Source organism: Xanthomonas populi (assembly GCF_002940065.1).
In the GTDB taxonomy this organism is placed as follows: Bacteria; Pseudomonadota; Gammaproteobacteria; order Xanthomonadales; family Xanthomonadaceae; genus Xanthomonas; species Xanthomonas populi.
Map to the genome: position 1 here is coordinate 1 of NZ_MDEJ01000094.1, position 15694 is coordinate 15694.

Below are 15694 nucleotides of genomic sequence, written 5' to 3' on the forward strand. Positions count from 1 at the left end.
ATTAGGGAAAATTGCTCTGGTGTGATCTCCATACCCGATAGTTTACTCGCTCAGGCCATTAGTGTTAACAGGCCCTAGTTCCGCTGCGCATCGCTGCGCCGTCGTTGTCGGTAGCGGTCGGCTGACGCCCGAACGTCACATACAACCCTGCCTGCCCCTGCCACCGACGCTGATGAAACTCAGCACCGCACCAGCACTCGCCTCGAAGGTGAACACGCCGGCATCGCCCGCCAGAGGGTCGGCAGGGATTTGTGTAAAAAACAGCAAAAAGTAAGCTAACTCGCTGCCAGTACAGAGATTTTTCACGAATCCCTGCCGACCCTCAACGAGATGCGTCAACGAGATGCAACCATCGCTGCACTGTTTAGCGACACACCAACCACGCACCAGAGCGATGCATGATCACTTATGCCTACACGGTGCGACAGCTTCGTCAACCTGTCATTTGGGAACGAAAACATCGCTGTTGGTCAACATGTGGTCCCACGAATACTGCGAGCCGGTCCGCACCAAATGCCAGACCGTGGTGATGGTCGGCACGCCGCTGGACGCATCACAGGTACCGGCCCAGGCCGTCATGCTGCCGTAGTTACCCCACTGCACCGAAAAGGTAATGGCGGGCAGGTTGCTCGATGCCGTAGACCCAGCAACCGGGTTGGCAAACCAGCCGACCAGCGGATAAACCGAGCTCGTAGTGCCGGAAGGGGAGATGTATGTGCCCGTAAGCTGCCCGGATGTCTGTACGGCGGTGACCGTGAGTGTGAACCTAGCTGGTTTTTCCAGTTGCCTACCGGGTTGTTGCAGGTCGGCGCGGCCTGGGCCAGTGAGACGCAACCTACGAGCAGCGCAACGCAGGCAGCATATTGACGCATGTACATGGGCATTATCGTTCTCCTCGTAATCAAGCCGAAGAAAAATTCGGCGACAGGGTCCAGCGGCGACTAGATAGCACCGAATTGATGCATGTTGCTGGGATGCGTGTCTCCATCTCCAGCGTCGGGGCCGCGGTGGGTCAGGGGCGGTTCGTGCCGGCGGGCCTCTTCGCCAGCTAGGCGGCGCTGGAGCTTGGCAAAGCCCGCGAGCCCGTGCGCGACCGCCTAGGCCAAAGCCAAACTGCCCAGCGATCGTGCGCAGCTGAAATTGTCCGGCCTGCCGCACTTGCAAGGCCGCCCGCACCGCTGGTCGGTCGCGGTGGGCAAGCGGAGGGCCAGCTGCTGGCCTGGAGCTGGCAATGCCGGCGTGCTGGTGCAAGCGAAGCGCGCAGCCGGCATAGCCGGCGAAGGAGCGAGGATTAGGGCCGACTGGCGATGACGCGGCACGCGGCATCGGTGCAGCACCCCAAGCCGGTGACCGCCTGCGGTCACGCCCCGCCTGGATTGGATCAGACCCACTGCATTGCATCGTTCCGGTTGCATTTTTGTCACGGGAGACCTGCAACCGGCACGTTGTCTTTTCTCAATTGGTTCGGATAACAACCAGCGGATCGGGGCCGACTTCCTTGCTGTGAATTCCAGCCATTTACGCGACTTTCCAGCTGTTAACGACACTAGCGAGCTCTAGCTTCATCGACCTTTAGGCAACGCCGAAAAAGCCCCACCCGCCCCCGATCTGTGAAAATTGCTATCCAGCAGCGTGCTTTTGGATAGCGCGCGACTTCACCAATCGGCGTACGCGCAAGGGCGGGCACGTGGATGAGGCCGAGCGCAGCCGCAACCGCCACACATCCAAGATCCGTGCACGGGTGGAGCACGTGTTTGCGGTGGTCAAGCGCCTGTGGGGATTTGCCAATGTGCGTTACCGCGGCCTGGACAAGAACGCCAACCGCAGCTTTGTGGCGCTGGGATTGGCAAATCTGTCTCTGTCACGTACCCGTCTGGCGGGATAACTGCGTCCGAGCAGCGTGCACCTGGCCAAAGACGCCGGTGCACACCGCTTAAAATCACGACGATTTTGTGTTTTTAACCATATCTTGCGCTTTTTGCGCGTATCCACGCCGTCAGGTTCTCAAACATTGGCCGTGCAGGTGACGCGGCTGCTTGATCAGCGTTGCCCTAGAGCAAGGAAGATCCATGAGGCAATATAGTGTTAGAACGGCTAACAACACTCAGGAAGGTGACGCTTGTACAGCCCGTTGATGAGGGTCGGCATGGATTCGTTAAAAAATCCTTTACTGGCAGCGAGTTAGCTCACCTTTGGCTGTTTTTTTACACGAATTCCTGCCGACCCTCAGCCAGGTTGGAGATGCCGCTCTGGACCACGCCATTACGCAGCGGTTGCGCATCCACCTGGCACCCCACATCGCCCGGGTTGCACCTCCGCAAGGCGCGGGCAACGGCGGAACCCGCCTCCACGATACCGGCGCCGGCCGGCGTCGCTGCGGGAATCGGCACCGGGAAGGCGCGTGCAGTGCGCTTGAGCAGGGTTTCCAGCGCTGCCAGCGACAACGGCGGCTTGCCATCGGCAATCAGCGCGCTCTGCACCACTGCGACAGTTCCGGCCACGTGCGTGCCGTGCCAGGTGATGTGCTCGGCCAACGGAAATATTCCGCACTCGCCGTCTTCGGCGATCCAGTCGCCGCCGCTGCCGCGTTATGACCGATCGCAGTCGCATCGCGCTCCAGTGCCACGCTTCCCCGCTCAGCGCGCTGGTTCCATCGCTCAAGGCACTGCTTGCATTGCCAAAAAAGCCAAGACGTCCTGACCGTCTGCGTAGGCGGGCACGTCCGTATCGGCCGCTGGCGTCGCCGACGCCTGCATTGCGGCGTTTGTGGCATCTGCATTGCTGTGTGGGTTGGCGACGGTTGCATCGCAATGTGTCCGACCATCGACCATCGACCATCGACGATGACGCATGGCGTTATCTCAGCGCCGGATGCGGTCTTTGTCTGGCGCGGCCTCATCACTCAACCACACCACACCCGCGCATTGCGAAACATCCGCAGCCAAGGCGAATCCTCGCCCCAGTCGGCCGGGTGCCAACTCAGGTTGGCCGTGCGCGGGGTGCGCTCGGGATGCGGCATCAGGATGGTGGCGCGACCGTCAGTATTGGTCAGGCCGGTGATGCCGTCCGGCGAGCCGTTGGGATTGAGCGGGTACTGCGACGTCACTGCGCCGTCGCCGTCGATGAAACGCAAGGCCACACGCACGGCCGCCTGATCCACCACGGTATCGAACTCGGCCCGGCCTTCGCCATGCGCCACCGCTACCGGAATCCGCGAACCAGCCATGCCGCGCAGGAAGAGCGACGGCGACTCCACCACTTCCAGCAACGCCGTGCGCGCTTCGAACTGCTCGCTGCGATTGCGTAAAAAGCGCGGCCAGTGCTCGGCACCTGGAATGATGTCCTTGAGCTGGCTGAGCATCTGGCAGCCGTTACACACACCCAGCGCGAACGTATCGCTGCGCGCGAAGAATTCGGCAAACGGATCGCGCAATGCCGAACGCTCCAGGATCGAGGTTGCCCAACCGCGGCCGGCACCCAGCACGTCGCCGTAACTGAAACCGCCGCAGGCCGCAAAACCGGAGAACTGCGCCAGATCCACACGGCCTTCGATCAGGTCGCTCATATGCACGTCGAACGCACGAAAACCCGCGCGTTCGAAGTTGTAGGCCATCTCGATCTGCCCGTTGACGCCCTGCTCGCGCAGGATCGCCACCTTGGGCCGCGCACCGGTCGCCACGAACGGCGCGGCCACATCTTCGGAGGGATCGAACACCAGCCTAGGACGCAACCCCGGTGCGTGGAAGTTGCGTGCCAGCGCGCGCTCTTCATCGGCACTGTCCGGGTTGTCGCGCAGTTTCTGCATGGCATGCGTCACCGACCACCAGGCATCGAACAATGCTTCCCACCGCCACTCGGCCAGCACCCTGCCCTGCCCGCTTACGCGGATGCGCGGCGCACCGGTGGGCCGCGCGATCCGCTGCGCGCATTCGGTCAAGGCATGCCGCTCGACCAGATCGGCGAACGCGGCGCGATCCCCGCTGGCGATCTGCACCACCGCGCCCAGTTCTTCGTTGAACAGACTACGGAACGCATCGTCGCCCCACGCATCGAGCGTGATATCCAGACCCTGACGCGAGGCGAATGCCATTTCGCACAGCGCCGCAAACGCACCGCCATCGCTGCGATCGTGATACGCCAGCAACAAGCCGCTTTCGCGCGCAGCGCGGATCAGCTCGAAGAAACTACGCAACCGCTGCGCATCGTCCAGATCCGGCACTTCGCCCCCGAAGGCCGGCAGCGCCGCATCATCGGCATACACCTGCGCCAACACCGAACCGCCGAGACGCTGCTTGCCGCCACCCAGCCCGATCAACCACAGCTCGCTCTCTTCGTCGCTGCGCAACAGCGGCGTCAGCTGCGTACGCACATCGCCGACGGGCGCGAACGCGGTAATGATCAGCGAGACGGGGGAAACGCTCTTGTGCGTTCGGTCGGGACCCGGGACCCGGGACCCGGAACCCGGAACAGCAGAATCGCCGACAACGGACACCCCATCGGGGGACGAAACGGAATCGCGCACTTGCGCCTGCTCTTCCCGGGTCCCGGGTCCCCGGTCCCCGGTTCCGGCCACAACCCACTGCGCCTGCATCGACAGCGAGTCCTTGCCCACCGGCACGCTCAGATCAAGCGCAGGGCACAGTTCCATCCCGATCGCGCGCACCGCGTCGTACAACAAGGCGTCTTCGCCTGCATGCCCGGCGGCGGCCATCCAGTTCGCCGAGAGCTTGATGCTGTCCAGCGTCTGCACCGGTGCAGCGCACAGGTTGGTGATCGCCTCGCCAACCGCCATGCGTGCCGAGGCCGCAGCGTTCAACAACGCCAGCGGTGTGCGTTCGCCGATCGATATCGCTTCGCCGGCGAAGGTGTCGAAACCGGCCATGGTGATCGCGCAATCGGCCAGTGGCAGCTGCCACGGCCCGATCATTTGCTCGCGTGCAGTCAAGCCGCCCACGCTGCGATCGCCGATGGTCACCAGAAAGCTCTTGGACGCCACCGTGGGATGCGCCAAAACGCGCAAACCGGCCTGCTGCAGATCCAATGTGCCGGTCTGCAGCACCGGCCAACACGGCTGCGGCGGATGCACGCCATCGCGATGCATTTTCGGCGGTTTGCCGAACAGCACGTCCATGGGAAGGTTGATGGGTAGGTCGGGACCGGGGACCGGGGACCGGGGATCCGGAACGGCGGCGCCATGTGCGGCCGTCGACGTACCCTGCGCAACTGCGCCATCGCGCTCGTACTGCTGCGCTTGCCTTTCCCGGTTGCCCGGTCCCCAGTCCACGGTCCCGACATCAAGCGTCCCATACCCCACCACCAGCCGCTGCTCGGCCGTGGCCACGCCGACTGCCGCAAACGGGCAACGCTCGCGGGCGCAGATGGCGGCGAATGCTTCCAGGCGCGCCTGCGGCACGCCCAGCACATAGCGCTCTTGCGATTCGTTGCACCACAGTTCCAGCGGCGACAGCGAGGGATCGTCGGTGAGGACACGGCCCAGGTCGATCACGCCGCCCACGCCGGAGTCGTGCAGCAACTCGGGAATGGCGTTGGACAAACCGCCCGCGCCCACGTCGTGGAACCAGCGAATCGGGTTTTCAGTGCCCAACGCCACGCAACGGTCGATGACCTCCTGGCAGCGGCGTTCCATCTCCGGGTTTTCGCGCTGCACGCTGGCAAAATCCAGCGCCTCGGCGCTGTCGCCGGCGGCGACCGAACTGGCCGCACCGCCGCCCAGGCCGATCAGCATTGCCGGGCCGCCCAGCACGATCACCGCATCGCCCGGCTGCAGGCGCAGCTTTTCGACCTGATTGCGATCGATCGCGCCCAGGCCGCCGGCCAGCATGATCGGCTTGTCGTAGGCGCGGGTCAGACCCCCACCTTCGGCAAGCTCGAAACTGCGGAAATAGCCGAGCAGATTCGGCCGGCCGAATTCGTTGTTGAACGCGGCGCCGCCGAGCGGGCCCTCGAGCATGATGTCCAGCGCCGGGGCCATGCGCGGGTTCAGCGCGCGCGGCGCTTCCCAGGGCTGCGGCAGGGTCGGGATGCGCAGATGCGACACCGTAAACCCGGTCAGGCCGGCCTTGGGCTTGCCGCCGCGGCCGGTGGCGCCTTCGTCGCGGATCTCGCCGCCCGCACCGGTGGCCGCGCCAGGAAACGGCGCGATCGCGGTCGGGTGGTTATGCGTTTCCACCTTGATTGCAAACGCCGACGGCAGCACCGCTTCGCTGCGGTACTCGCCGCTGGCCGGGTCCGGACGATAGCGCGCGGCCGGCACGCCTTCCACCACCGCCGCGTTGTCGCTGTACGCCGACAAGGTGTGCTGCGGGGTCTGCTGGTGGGTGTGCTTGATCATGCGGAACAGCGAGCGCTCCTGCGGCTTGCCGTCGATGCTCCAGCTGGCGTTGAAGATCTTGTGCCGGCAGTGCTCGGAGTTGGCCTGGGCGAACATCATCAGCTCGACATCTGTCGGGTCGCGGCCCAGCTCGGCGAACCGCTCGCGCAGGTAGTCGATCTCGTCCTGCGCCAGGGCCAGGCCCAGAGTGCGGTTGGCCTGTTCGAGCGCACCCAGCGCCACGTGCTGCAACTGGCCACGATCGGGTTCGTTGAACAGCGCCTCGGCGGCAGCCGCCGAGCCGAGCAGCGACTGCGTCATCGGGTCGTACAGCAGCTTGGCCACGGCGGCCTGGTCGGCGTCATTGTTCGGCCAGCCGGCCAGATCGATGCGGGTACCGCGCTCCACACGCTGGATCGGCTGCCCGGCCCCGCGCACCAGCTCGGTGGCCTTGCTCGACCAGGGCGACAGCGTGCCCAGACGCGGCACCACATAGCACGATGAGGCGTCTTCGGCGCGCGGTGCTGGCGCGGCTTCGGCCTGCAAAATCCGCTGCAAGGTGGCCTGATCGGGCGCTTGCCCGGCTTCAACGCGGATGAAGTACACGTGCCAGGCGCCAGTGATGCGCAACGCGGGAACGAGGGTTTGCAGACGGGTTTCGAGCCGAGCGCGGCGGAACGGCGAAAGGGCGGAAGCGCCCTCGAGGACCATCATGTCCGAGGAACCGTGTCAGAAACGGGGCTGCAGATTGTAACGGAGGTTGAGGGACTCAGTGCCCGGCGGATCGGCCGGGAGATCGCTCGTACAGCGCTGCCTGGATCCAGTTCGGCGCGGCAGTGGCGGCGGACAATGCGCCCGCCTCGGGAGCAGCCTGAACCTGCCATTGGCTTGGATGTCAGCGCAGCGCAGTACCCGCCCGCCCTGAAACGACAAGGCCGGAATGCATGCGCATCCAGGCCTTTTGAGTGATCCCGCCGGCGGTCGAAGCCACCAGCGCCGAAGCGGCATCAAAACGCCGCTTCCAGATACATCAGCGGCTTCCGCCCGCCGTGGTGACGGCGCGCTTTTCCAGGGCCTCACGCAGCTGCGCCGGCGGCAGGTAGCCACCGAGCTGGGTGCCGTCGGGGGCGAAGATCGCCGGGGTGCCGTTGACGCCCAGGCGCTGGCCCAGCGTGTACTCCATCGACACCGGGTTCTTGCAGTCCTTGGAACTCACCCACTGACCGGACTTGGCACTGGTCAGCGCCTGCTTGCGGTCGGCCGAGCACCACACCGCCACCATCTCCTTGTAGTCCTGGCTGCCCAGGCCCATGCGCGGGAAGGCGACGTATTCCACCGCGATGCCCTGCTTGTTCAGCTCGGCGATCTCGCTATGCAGCTTGCGGCAGTAGCCACACTCCACGTCGGTGAACACGGTGACCGCGTACTTCGGATTTGCCGGCGCAAAGACAATGCGGTCGGCCTTGGGGATGGTTTCCAGCTGCTTGCGACGATAGGCCAGCAGACCGGCGCTGGCGGCAAACTGCTTGTTCTGGATGTCGAACGGCTGCGCCTGCATCAGGTAGCGGCCGTCGTCGCTGACGTATAGGACCTGCCCGCCGACGACCACTTCACGGAAGCCGGGGAACGGCGCGGCACCGATGTAGTCGGGCTTGAAGTCCGGGTCCAGCGCCTTGAGCGCCACGCTGACGCGCTGATCCACGTTGCCGGTGGCGGCAGGCGCGGCGGCTGACTTGGCGCCGGCATTGCTTGCCGCAGGCTGCGACGATTGTGCGCAGGCGGTAAGACTGATCGCGCCCAGCAGCGCGGCGATGGCAAGACGATACATTCACGCATCCAGTGCAATTGGTGCCCGGATTCTCGCACAGCGCAGATGAAGCAAGGCAAAGGCCGGCTCAGTTTATTGGTTACCCGGAGGGCCGGTTCATTGCCGGAATCGGCGCGCGCGTTGTGGCGATTGCGCATTGGCCGACTCGCCGGCAGCCCTCTCCTGGCCAGATGCACCCCGACCGGCCTGCCGCGATACCCGTTTACCCGCGCGGATGATGCTTGGCGTGCAGCTTTTGCAGGTGCTGCCGCGCCACCAGCGTGTAGATCTGGGTGGTCGACAATGAGCTATGACCAAGCAGCATCTGCAGCGCGCGCAGGTCGGCGCCGTGGTTGAGCAGATGGGTGGCGAAGCTGTGGCGTAGCCCATGCGGGCTGACCGTGGCCGGATCGATCCCGGCCACCGCCGCATAGCGTTTGACCAGCGCCCAGAACTGTTGGCGGCTGGGCGGCTGACGCGCGGCGTCGATAAACAGCGGCACCTGCCCATCGACCGGCGACACCGGCTTGTGACTGGCCAGCAGCGGGCGCGCTTCATGCAGATAACGCTCCAGCCAATGCTGGGATTCCTCGCCCAACGGCACCAGCCGGTCCTTGCTGCTCTTGCCGGTCACCCGCAGCACGCCTTGCCGCAGATTGACCCCCACTGCCGGCAGGTTGACCAGCTCGCTGACGCGCAGACCGGCCGCATACATCAGCTCCAGCATGGCGCGGTCGCGCAGGCCCAGCGGGGTGTCGATGTCGGGAGCGGCCAGCAGCGCTTCGATCTGACTTTCGGTCAGCGCCTTGGGCAAGCTGCGCGGCAAGTGGGGCGGGTCGATCAGCGCGGTCGGGTCGTCGCTGCGCAGACCATCGCGCAGACACAGGCCGTAGAACGCCCGCAGCGTCGACAATAGCCGCGCCGTGCTGCGTGGCGAATAACGCGCATCGGAACGCCAATGTAGATAGTCGAACACCGCCGCTCGATCAACGCCCAGCAGCCCACCACCGGCACCGGCACCGGTGCGCCAACGCGCCAGCCCTTCCAGATCGCGCCGATAACTGTCCAGGGTCTGCCGCACCACGCCCTGCTCGGCCCAGAAACGATCCAGAAAGCGCTCGATGGCAGCAGCATCAGCCGCCTCCAAGGGCGGCAGCTGTTGGGCGAGTTGGCGACGTTCGGCGGGACTGCTGGCAGACATCACAACAGCATAGAGCCTGGCGCGCAGGTTGCGATGTGCTGCGTTGGCGATGAAAAGGGTTGGCTGCGCGCGCCTGGCGTAACGAGCCGCCGGTTGCCGCGCGCCCCCACCTTGCGCAATTGCTTTGCCGGCCGCCGGCAACACCTTAGGACGACCGCTTAATGAAGTTCCCCAGCGACTTGGTTGCTATCACGTTCGGCATGGCGCTGCCGCAGCCCGGCGTTGCTCGATCGCACGCGCCGGCTATGCTCGCGGCATGACCTCGATCTCCGCACCGCGCACCGCGCGCCCGCCCACTCTTGTGGGCTGGCGGCTGCTGGCCATGTGTTACGACACCTGGCCGGTGCTGGCGCTATGGATGCTGATCTCCGCCGCTTTCACCCTGGGCTTCGCCCTCGCCGGGCATCCGGCACGCGAAAACATCGCCCCTTTCAGCGGCTGGCAATGGCTGTTGTGGCTGTGCTGCTGGATTGCCGCCGGCATCTACGCCACCGTGAGCTGGCGCCGCGGCGGCCAGACGCTGGGCATGCGCCCGTGGCGGTTGTCGTTGATCGGCCAGCAAGCCTCGTGGCGCGCGCTATGGATCCGCTATGTCATCGGCACGGTATCGCTGGCGCTGGGCGGCGCAGGATTCTGGTGGGCCTGGGTGGATCGCGATGGACTGGCATGGCATGACCGTGCCAGTGGCACGCGCCTGCAGCGCACACCACGCTCCCGCACGCGGAGCGCGCATGCGGTGAATCGATAAGTCTTGCGCCTACGTACCGCCTTGCCCACGGGCGCTCGATCAGCCGCCGCACGGCATAGCCACTCAGATATCGCATCACCAGAAACGGCGGCACCAACACGGCGTAGATGCTCGCCCAAGACGCATCGCTCAACCAGGCGTCAGCATCCAGCGCGCTCAGCAGCGTCAGCTGGAGTATCCGCGGCAACAGAACGGAATCGCCCTCGGCAGCATCACCCACATTGCTAGCGACCAACACGCATAAAGCCATCGCGGCCGCATACAGCAGGCAGAGCGCGATGCCCACGACACTGACGGCGTATCCGCGTCAGCTACTGCGCCGTCGGAACAACCACGCAGACACACCCAGCATCACCATCGGCGGCAGTGCGTAGGCGATGCGGTAATCCAGCTTGAGCGCGCCGGCCATGCGGCCGAAAAACAGCTGCAGCAGCCAGAACCCCAGCGCGAACAGAATGCCCAGGAACAGCCGCTTGCCCAGCCCGCCGCTACGCAGTGACCCAAACGAGAACGGGATCGCCGCTAGGCACAGCGCCAACACGTTGAGCGGGTAGAACCAGCGGCTCCAGTACTGGTCTTCGTAGTCGCGCGCATCCAGGCCGTTGCGGCGACGGTACTCGATGCTCTTTTCCAGATCGCGTGCGGACAGATTGCGCGGCTTGGCCAGACCTGCCGCCAGCGCTGCCGGGCTGAGCTGCGATTGCCACGGCAGTTCGGGGAAAGTTTCGCGCTGCACCGCGCGTTCCTGGAAGGTATCGCGACGTACCTGGCGCAGCGTCCAGCCACCATTGCGATTCTCGGCCAGCGTCGCGTAGGTCAACTGCTGCAGCCGGCCGTTGGTATCGAGGTGATACAGCCGCACATCGTGCAGATCCAGCGCGGTGCCGCCGCCGTCGAGCAGCGTTTCTTCGCCACTCAGCGCATTGAGGAAGGTATCGCCTTCGCGCGCCCACAGGCCGGAATAGCGCGCCATTGCCATATCGCTGTTGTAGCGGGCGCTGGTCTTGAGCGTATCGGCCTGATTCTGTGCCCACGGCCCAACGGTCTCGCCACTGATCACCATGCCGGCGGTCAGCAACGCCATCGCTGCGACTACCGAAGCCGACATGCGCTTGCGCGACACGCCCAGCGCGCGCAACGCGGTCAGTTCAGAAGTCGCTGCCAGCTGGCCCAGGCCCATCAACGCGCCAATCACCGCCGCAGTGGGGAACAAGGTGTAGGCCCGACGCGGCACCGTGTAAGCCACGTAAGCGAATGCATGACCAAAGGTATAACTACCCTGGCCGATACTTTTCGCCTCGCTGGCAAACGCGTTGACCAGGTCCAGGCCCAACAGCACCGCCCAGGTCAGCAGCACGGTGAACAACGCCACGCGCCCGACGTACCAATCATGCACCCGTGGCATCAGCCTCATGCGCGCACCCTCGGCCGACGCACGCGGCCATCGCGTGCATACGCCCAGATTGCCACTGCCAGCACTGGCAGCGTCAGCCACCAAAGACCGAGCGCGGCAGGCGTCTTGCCGTTGGCGATCCACTGGGTGCCGACGATCATCAGATTGGTGCCCACCATGTAAGCCAGGAAGGCCAGCATGATGCGGCCGTAACGCTGTTGCCGCGGCGCACTGCGCGACAGCGGCAGGGTCAGCAATGCGAACGCCAGCGCGAGCAACGGCGGCGCCAGACGCTCATGCAGCTGCGCGCGCGCAGTCGGGCGTTCGTCAGACAGCAGCTGCGTGGTCCACATCACTTCCGGATCGTTGGCATCGTGCACCTGGTTGCGGTCTGGCAAGGCCACATCGTTGCTGGCGAACTTCATCAAACGGTAGTCCAGGGTGGTACCAGCGGCCGGGCCTTCGATACGGTAACCATCCTCCAGGCGCAGGTAGCGGTCGGCCTTGCCTTCGAAGAACATCGCACCGCGGTCGGCGGTGACCACATCAATGCGGTCGTCCTTCTGGCGCTGCATGAAGACCTTGCTCAGGCCCTTGCCGTCGGCCGAGATCGTGGTCAGGTAGACCACCCCACCGCCGGATAGCGGAGTGAACTTGCCAGACTCCAGGCCGGCCATCACGATGCTGCGGTTGGCATCTTCGAGCATGGTCTCGGCGGTGCGGCTGGCCCACGGGCCCAACCACAGCGAGCACAGGCCAATCACGATCACCACCGGCACCACCAACATCAGGATCGGGCGCAACATCCGCCGCGGGCCGACACCAATGGCGGTAATCACGGCCATTTCTGAATCGCGGTACAGCCGCGCCAGCGCCAGCAGCAGGCCGAGCATGAGTGCCAGCGGCAGAATAATTGGCAGATAAGCCACAAATTGCAGACCCACCTGAGACAGCAATAAGCGAGCGGGGATGCGGCCCTCGGCGATATTGCCCAGGATATCCACCAGCACACCGCCCACGCTGACAACCAACAGCACGATCAAAGTGGCCAGGAAGCTCTGGGTGAAATCGCTCAGCAGGTATCGATCGAGCTTCGGCATGGGGTGGGCTTGTTTTAAACTCTCAGATTCGTTCGCGGCGGCGTCAGTCTAATCAGGCTGGCGTAAATAGTGCGCGATTGTACGGATTTGCCTACGGAATCTGATCAATGGCCCTGCAATTCACCCTGAACCAAGACGCGCCGGCAAGCGCCGCCGTCGACTGCATTGTGGTTGGCGTGTTCGCCGACAAGACCCTTTCGCCCGCCGCGCAGGCGCTGGACAGCGCCAGCCAGGGCCGTTTGACGGCCTTGGTGGCACGCGGCGATGTGGCTTCCAAGACCGGCAGCACCAGCCTGCTGCACGACCTGCCTGGCGTCGCCGCCCCGCGCGTGCTGGTGGTGGGGTTGGGTGAGGCCGGCAAGTTCGGCGTGGCGCCCTATCTCAAGGCGATCGGCGATGCGACCCGCGCACTGAAGGCTGGCCCGGTCGGCACCGCCCTGCTCACCCTGACCGAATTGCCGATCAAGGCGCGCGATACCGCCTGGAATATCCGCCAGGCGATCATCGTCAGCGACCACGCCGCTTATCGCTACACCGCCACGCTGGGCAAGAAGAAGGTCGACGAGACCGGCTTGACCACGTTGGCGATCGCCGGCGACGACGCCCGCGCACTGGCGATTGGCGTAGCCACCGCCGAGGGCGTGGAGTTCGCCCGCGAGCTGGGCAACCTGCCGCCGAATTATTGCACCCCGGCTTATCTGGCCGAGACCGCCGCCGCGTTCGCCGGCAAATTCCCCGGTGCCGAAGCCGAAATCCTGGACGAGGCGCAGATGGACGCGCTGGGCATGGGCTCGCTGCTGTCGGTGGCGCGTGGCTCGGCCAACCGTCCGCAGCTGATCGTGCTGAAGTGGAACGGCGGCGGCGATGCGCGTCCCTATGTGCTGGTCGGCAAGGGCATCACCTTCGACACCGGCGGCGTCAATCTCAAGACGCAGGGCGGCATCGAGGAAATGAAGTACGACATGTGCGGCGGCGCCAACGTCATCGGCACCTTCGTGGCAACGGTCAAAGCCGAGCTACCGATCAATCTGGTAGTGGTGGTGCCGGCGGTGGAGAACGCCATCGACGGCAATGCGTATCGCCCCTCGGATGTGATCACCAGCATGTCCGGCAAGACCATTGAGGTCGGCAACACCGACGCCGAAGGCCGCCTGATCCTATGCGATGCGCTGACCTATGCAGAGCGCTTCAACCCCGAAGCGCTGGTGGACGTGGCCACGCTGACCGGCGCCTGCATGGTGGCGCTCGGCCACCAGACCGCCGGCCTGATGAGCAAGCACGACGACCTGGCCGACGAACTGCTGGCCGCTGGCGAGCAGGTGTTCGACCGCGCCTGGCGCCTGCCCTTGTGGGACGAATATCAGGGCCTGCTGGATTCCAGCTTCGCCGACGTCTACAACATCGGTGGCCGTTGGGGCGGTGCGATCACCGCCGGCTGCTTCCTGTCGCGCTTCACCGAAAACCAGCGCTGGGCGCATCTGGACATCGCCGGCGTGGCCAGCGACGAAGGCAAGCGCGGCATGGCCACCGGTCGCCCGGTCGGGCTGTTGACGCAGTGGTTGCTCGACCGCGCCGCAAACGGCGCGGCGTGATTGGGGAGTGGAGAGTCGGGATGCGTGTAAAGCGCACGCATCCCGCCGTCCTACGCAATGTGCGGGCGGCCATGACCTGCTGTTGCCAATCCCGAATCCCTCTCAACGACTCCCTGCCCTGATGCCCCGTGCCGATTTCTACCTGATCGCCAAACCGCGCTTCCTCAACGAACCGCTGCGGCTGGTCTGCGAGCTGGCGCGCAAGGCCTACGACGCCAATCTCTCCACGCTGATCCTGGCGCGCGATGCCGAACAGGCCGAAGCGCTGGACGACCTGCTGTGGGCGTTCGACGACGAGGCCTATATCCCGCATCAAATCGCCGGCACCGACGAAGAGGACGAACTCACCCCGGTGCTGATCGCCGCCCCCGATTTCGCCGCGCCCTCGCGCCCGCTGGTGATCAACCTGCGCGACGATCCCTACCTGGGCGCCTGCGACCGCGTGCTGGAAGTCGTGCCCGCCGACCCCGCAGCCCGCGAACCGCTGCGCGAACGCTGGAAGCAGTACAAGGCACTGGGCCTGAAACTCACGAAATACGACATGTAAGGAACGGGTATGGCATTGATCGAAGGCTTTCGTGTCCGCAACTATCGCGCGCTGCGCGACATCACGCTTGGACGCCTGTCTGCTGAACAACAGGGTGATCCGTTGACTCCTTTCACCGTTTTCATCGGCAAGAACGGTGTCGGAAAAAGCACACTATTCGATGCCTTCGGCTTTGTCGCCGACTGTTTGTCCAAAGATATCGAATCGGCATGCGACGACAAACAACGCGGGGGCTTCGAGCGCATGCGCTCTTTGGGGACCGAAGAATCCATACGATTCGATATCTATTACCGGGAAGCGAAGGGCGAACGCCCTATCACTTACGAGCTGGCCATCAACCTGGACAGTAGCGGGAGGCCGTTCGTCGAATCAGAGGTTCTCAAGCAACGTCGCAAAGGACAGACACACGGCAGACCCTACCCATTTTTACGCCTGCATCACGGCGTTGGAAAGGTATGGGCCGGCGAAGAAGCGGTGGAATCATCCAGCGGCGAAGAAGATCGCGCTCAAGAGGATGTGGAGCTCACTGATCTGCGCCAACTGGGAATTGCAACGCTTGGCACATTGAAAGAGCATCCGCGCATAAAACGTTTCCGCGACTTCTTGAAAGGCTGGTATCTTTCCTATTTTAACCCGGAAGCTGCACGCTCCATACGTTCGGCCGGAGCCCAACGACATCTCTATGTGCATGGCGAGAACATCGGAAACGTCGTTCAGTATATGGAACGCGAACATAAAGAACGTTTCAAAACCATCCTTGATCGCATCGCGGCAAAAATTCCTGGCGTGCACAGTATCAGAACAACCGAGACACAAGACAAGCGAGTGCTTCTTCAATTCAATGATGGCGCCTTCAACGACCCCTTCTATGCAGGCCAGATGTCGGATGGAACACTAAAAGGAGCCTCTAAAAACCCCAGCAATCTGCCATCATTGACTTGACGCCCTGCCAGCGGAGAACGACAGACATGATCA

At 64.3% G+C, this 15694-nt stretch carries 10 protein-coding genes and 3 pseudogenes; 5 read left to right on the forward strand and 8 right to left on the reverse strand.

Translation table 11 applies throughout. The features are described 5' to 3' along the window. Positions 1–135 precede the first annotated feature (135 nt). Both XpopCFBP1817_RS21915 and XpopCFBP1817_RS14475 read right to left on the reverse strand, forming a co-directional pair. Positions 136–339 carry a hypothetical protein gene (locus XpopCFBP1817_RS21915; protein WP_167393943.1) on the reverse strand — a complete coding sequence of 68 codons (204 nt, stop codon included), beginning with the start codon at positions 337–339 and terminating at the stop codon, positions 136–138. A gap of 102 nt (positions 340–441) precedes the next feature. Then, positions 442–887 (reverse strand): annotated as a pseudogene (locus XpopCFBP1817_RS14475) (avidin/streptavidin family protein). Between the two features lie 758 nt (positions 888–1645). Between XpopCFBP1817_RS14475 and XpopCFBP1817_RS14485 the strand changes: the two are divergent. Next, positions 1646–1885: pseudogene (locus XpopCFBP1817_RS14485) on the forward strand (transposase); the annotation flags it as partial. Between the two features lie 343 nt (positions 1886–2228). On the opposite strand, the pseudogene XpopCFBP1817_RS14490 reads toward XpopCFBP1817_RS14485, so the two are convergent. The 4 genes and pseudogenes from XpopCFBP1817_RS14490 to xerD all read right to left on the reverse strand — a co-directional run. After that, a pseudogene (locus XpopCFBP1817_RS14490) lies at positions 2229–2504 on the reverse strand (protease); the annotation flags it as partial. 398 nt (positions 2505–2902) lie between these two features. Continuing rightward, positions 2903–7045, reverse strand: coding sequence for a phosphoribosylformylglycinamidine synthase (gene purL, locus XpopCFBP1817_RS14495; RefSeq protein WP_128417652.1), 4143 nt, complete (start codon positions 7043–7045; stop codon positions 2903–2905). Positions 7046–7361: 316 nt separating this feature from the next. Then, positions 7362–8159 (reverse strand): DsbC family protein, encoded by a 798-nt coding sequence (locus XpopCFBP1817_RS14500; protein ID WP_128417653.1) that lies wholly within the window; start codon positions 8157–8159, stop codon positions 7362–7364. Between the two features lie 202 nt (positions 8160–8361). Beyond that, positions 8362–9339 carry a site-specific tyrosine recombinase XerD gene (xerD, locus tag XpopCFBP1817_RS14505; RefSeq protein WP_128417654.1) on the reverse strand — a complete coding sequence of 326 codons (978 nt, stop codon included), beginning with the start codon at positions 9337–9339 and terminating at the stop codon, positions 8362–8364. A gap of 256 nt (positions 9340–9595) precedes the next feature. Between xerD and XpopCFBP1817_RS14510 the strand changes: the two genes are divergently transcribed. Next, a complete protein-coding gene (locus tag XpopCFBP1817_RS14510) occupies positions 9596–10087 on the forward strand; it encodes an RDD family protein (RefSeq protein WP_128417655.1) in 492 nt (163 codons plus the stop codon). 307 nt (positions 10088–10394) lie between these two features. On the opposite strand, the gene lptG is transcribed toward XpopCFBP1817_RS14510, so the two are convergent. Next, the gene (lptG, locus tag XpopCFBP1817_RS14520) at positions 10395–11501 is read right to left on the reverse strand and encodes an LPS export ABC transporter permease LptG (protein WP_128417656.1); all 1107 of its coding nucleotides are present in this window, start codon (positions 11499–11501) and stop codon (positions 10395–10397) included. Then, on the reverse strand, positions 11498–12580 hold the full coding sequence (lptF, locus tag XpopCFBP1817_RS14525) for an LPS export ABC transporter permease LptF (protein WP_128417657.1): 1083 nt from the start codon (positions 12578–12580) through the stop codon (positions 11498–11500). Before lptF ends, lptG begins: the two co-directional genes overlap by 4 nt. Before the next feature lie 107 nt (positions 12581–12687). On the opposite strand from lptF, the gene XpopCFBP1817_RS14530 reads away from it, so the two are divergent. The 3 genes from XpopCFBP1817_RS14530 to XpopCFBP1817_RS14540 all read left to right on the forward strand — a co-directional run bounded on the left by XpopCFBP1817_RS14530 (position 12688) and on the right by XpopCFBP1817_RS14540 (position 15661). After that, positions 12688–14172, forward strand: a complete 1485-nt coding sequence (locus XpopCFBP1817_RS14530) for a leucyl aminopeptidase (RefSeq protein ID WP_128417658.1) — start codon at positions 12688–12690, stop codon at positions 14170–14172. A gap of 121 nt (positions 14173–14293) precedes the next feature. Further along, positions 14294–14719 (forward strand): DNA polymerase III subunit chi, encoded by a 426-nt coding sequence (locus tag XpopCFBP1817_RS14535; RefSeq protein WP_128417659.1) that lies wholly within the window; start codon positions 14294–14296, stop codon positions 14717–14719. 9 nt (positions 14720–14728) lie between these two features. Beyond that, complete coding sequence (locus XpopCFBP1817_RS14540) at positions 14729–15661, forward strand: AAA family ATPase (RefSeq protein WP_244171190.1); 933 nt, start codon at positions 14729–14731, stop codon at positions 15659–15661. Positions 15662–15694: the final 33 nt, after the last annotated feature.

Coding starts and splice junctions, on each gene's coding strand:
- purL (WP_128417652.1), bottom strand. CDS start 7,045: ATGATGGTCCTCGAGGGCGCTTCCGCCCTTTCGCCGTTCCGCCGCGCT.
- XpopCFBP1817_RS14500 (WP_128417653.1), bottom strand. CDS start 8,159: ATGTATCGTCTTGCCATCGCCGCGCTGCTGGGCGCGATCAGTCTTACC.
- xerD (WP_128417654.1), bottom strand. CDS start 9,339: ATGTCTGCCAGCAGTCCCGCCGAACGTCGCCAACTCGCCCAACAGCTG.
- XpopCFBP1817_RS14510 (WP_128417655.1), top strand. CDS start 9,596: ATGACCTCGATCTCCGCACCGCGCACCGCGCGCCCGCCCACTCTTGTG.
- lptG (WP_128417656.1), bottom strand. CDS start 11,501: ATGAGGCTGATGCCACGGGTGCATGATTGGTACGTCGGGCGCGTGGCG.
- lptF (WP_128417657.1), bottom strand. CDS start 12,580: ATGCCGAAGCTCGATCGATACCTGCTGAGCGATTTCACCCAGAGCTTC.
- XpopCFBP1817_RS14530 (WP_128417658.1), top strand. CDS start 12,688: ATGGCCCTGCAATTCACCCTGAACCAAGACGCGCCGGCAAGCGCCGCC.
- XpopCFBP1817_RS14535 (WP_128417659.1), top strand. CDS start 14,294: ATGCCCCGTGCCGATTTCTACCTGATCGCCAAACCGCGCTTCCTCAAC.
- XpopCFBP1817_RS14540 (WP_244171190.1), top strand. CDS start 14,729: ATGGCATTGATCGAAGGCTTTCGTGTCCGCAACTATCGCGCGCTGCGC.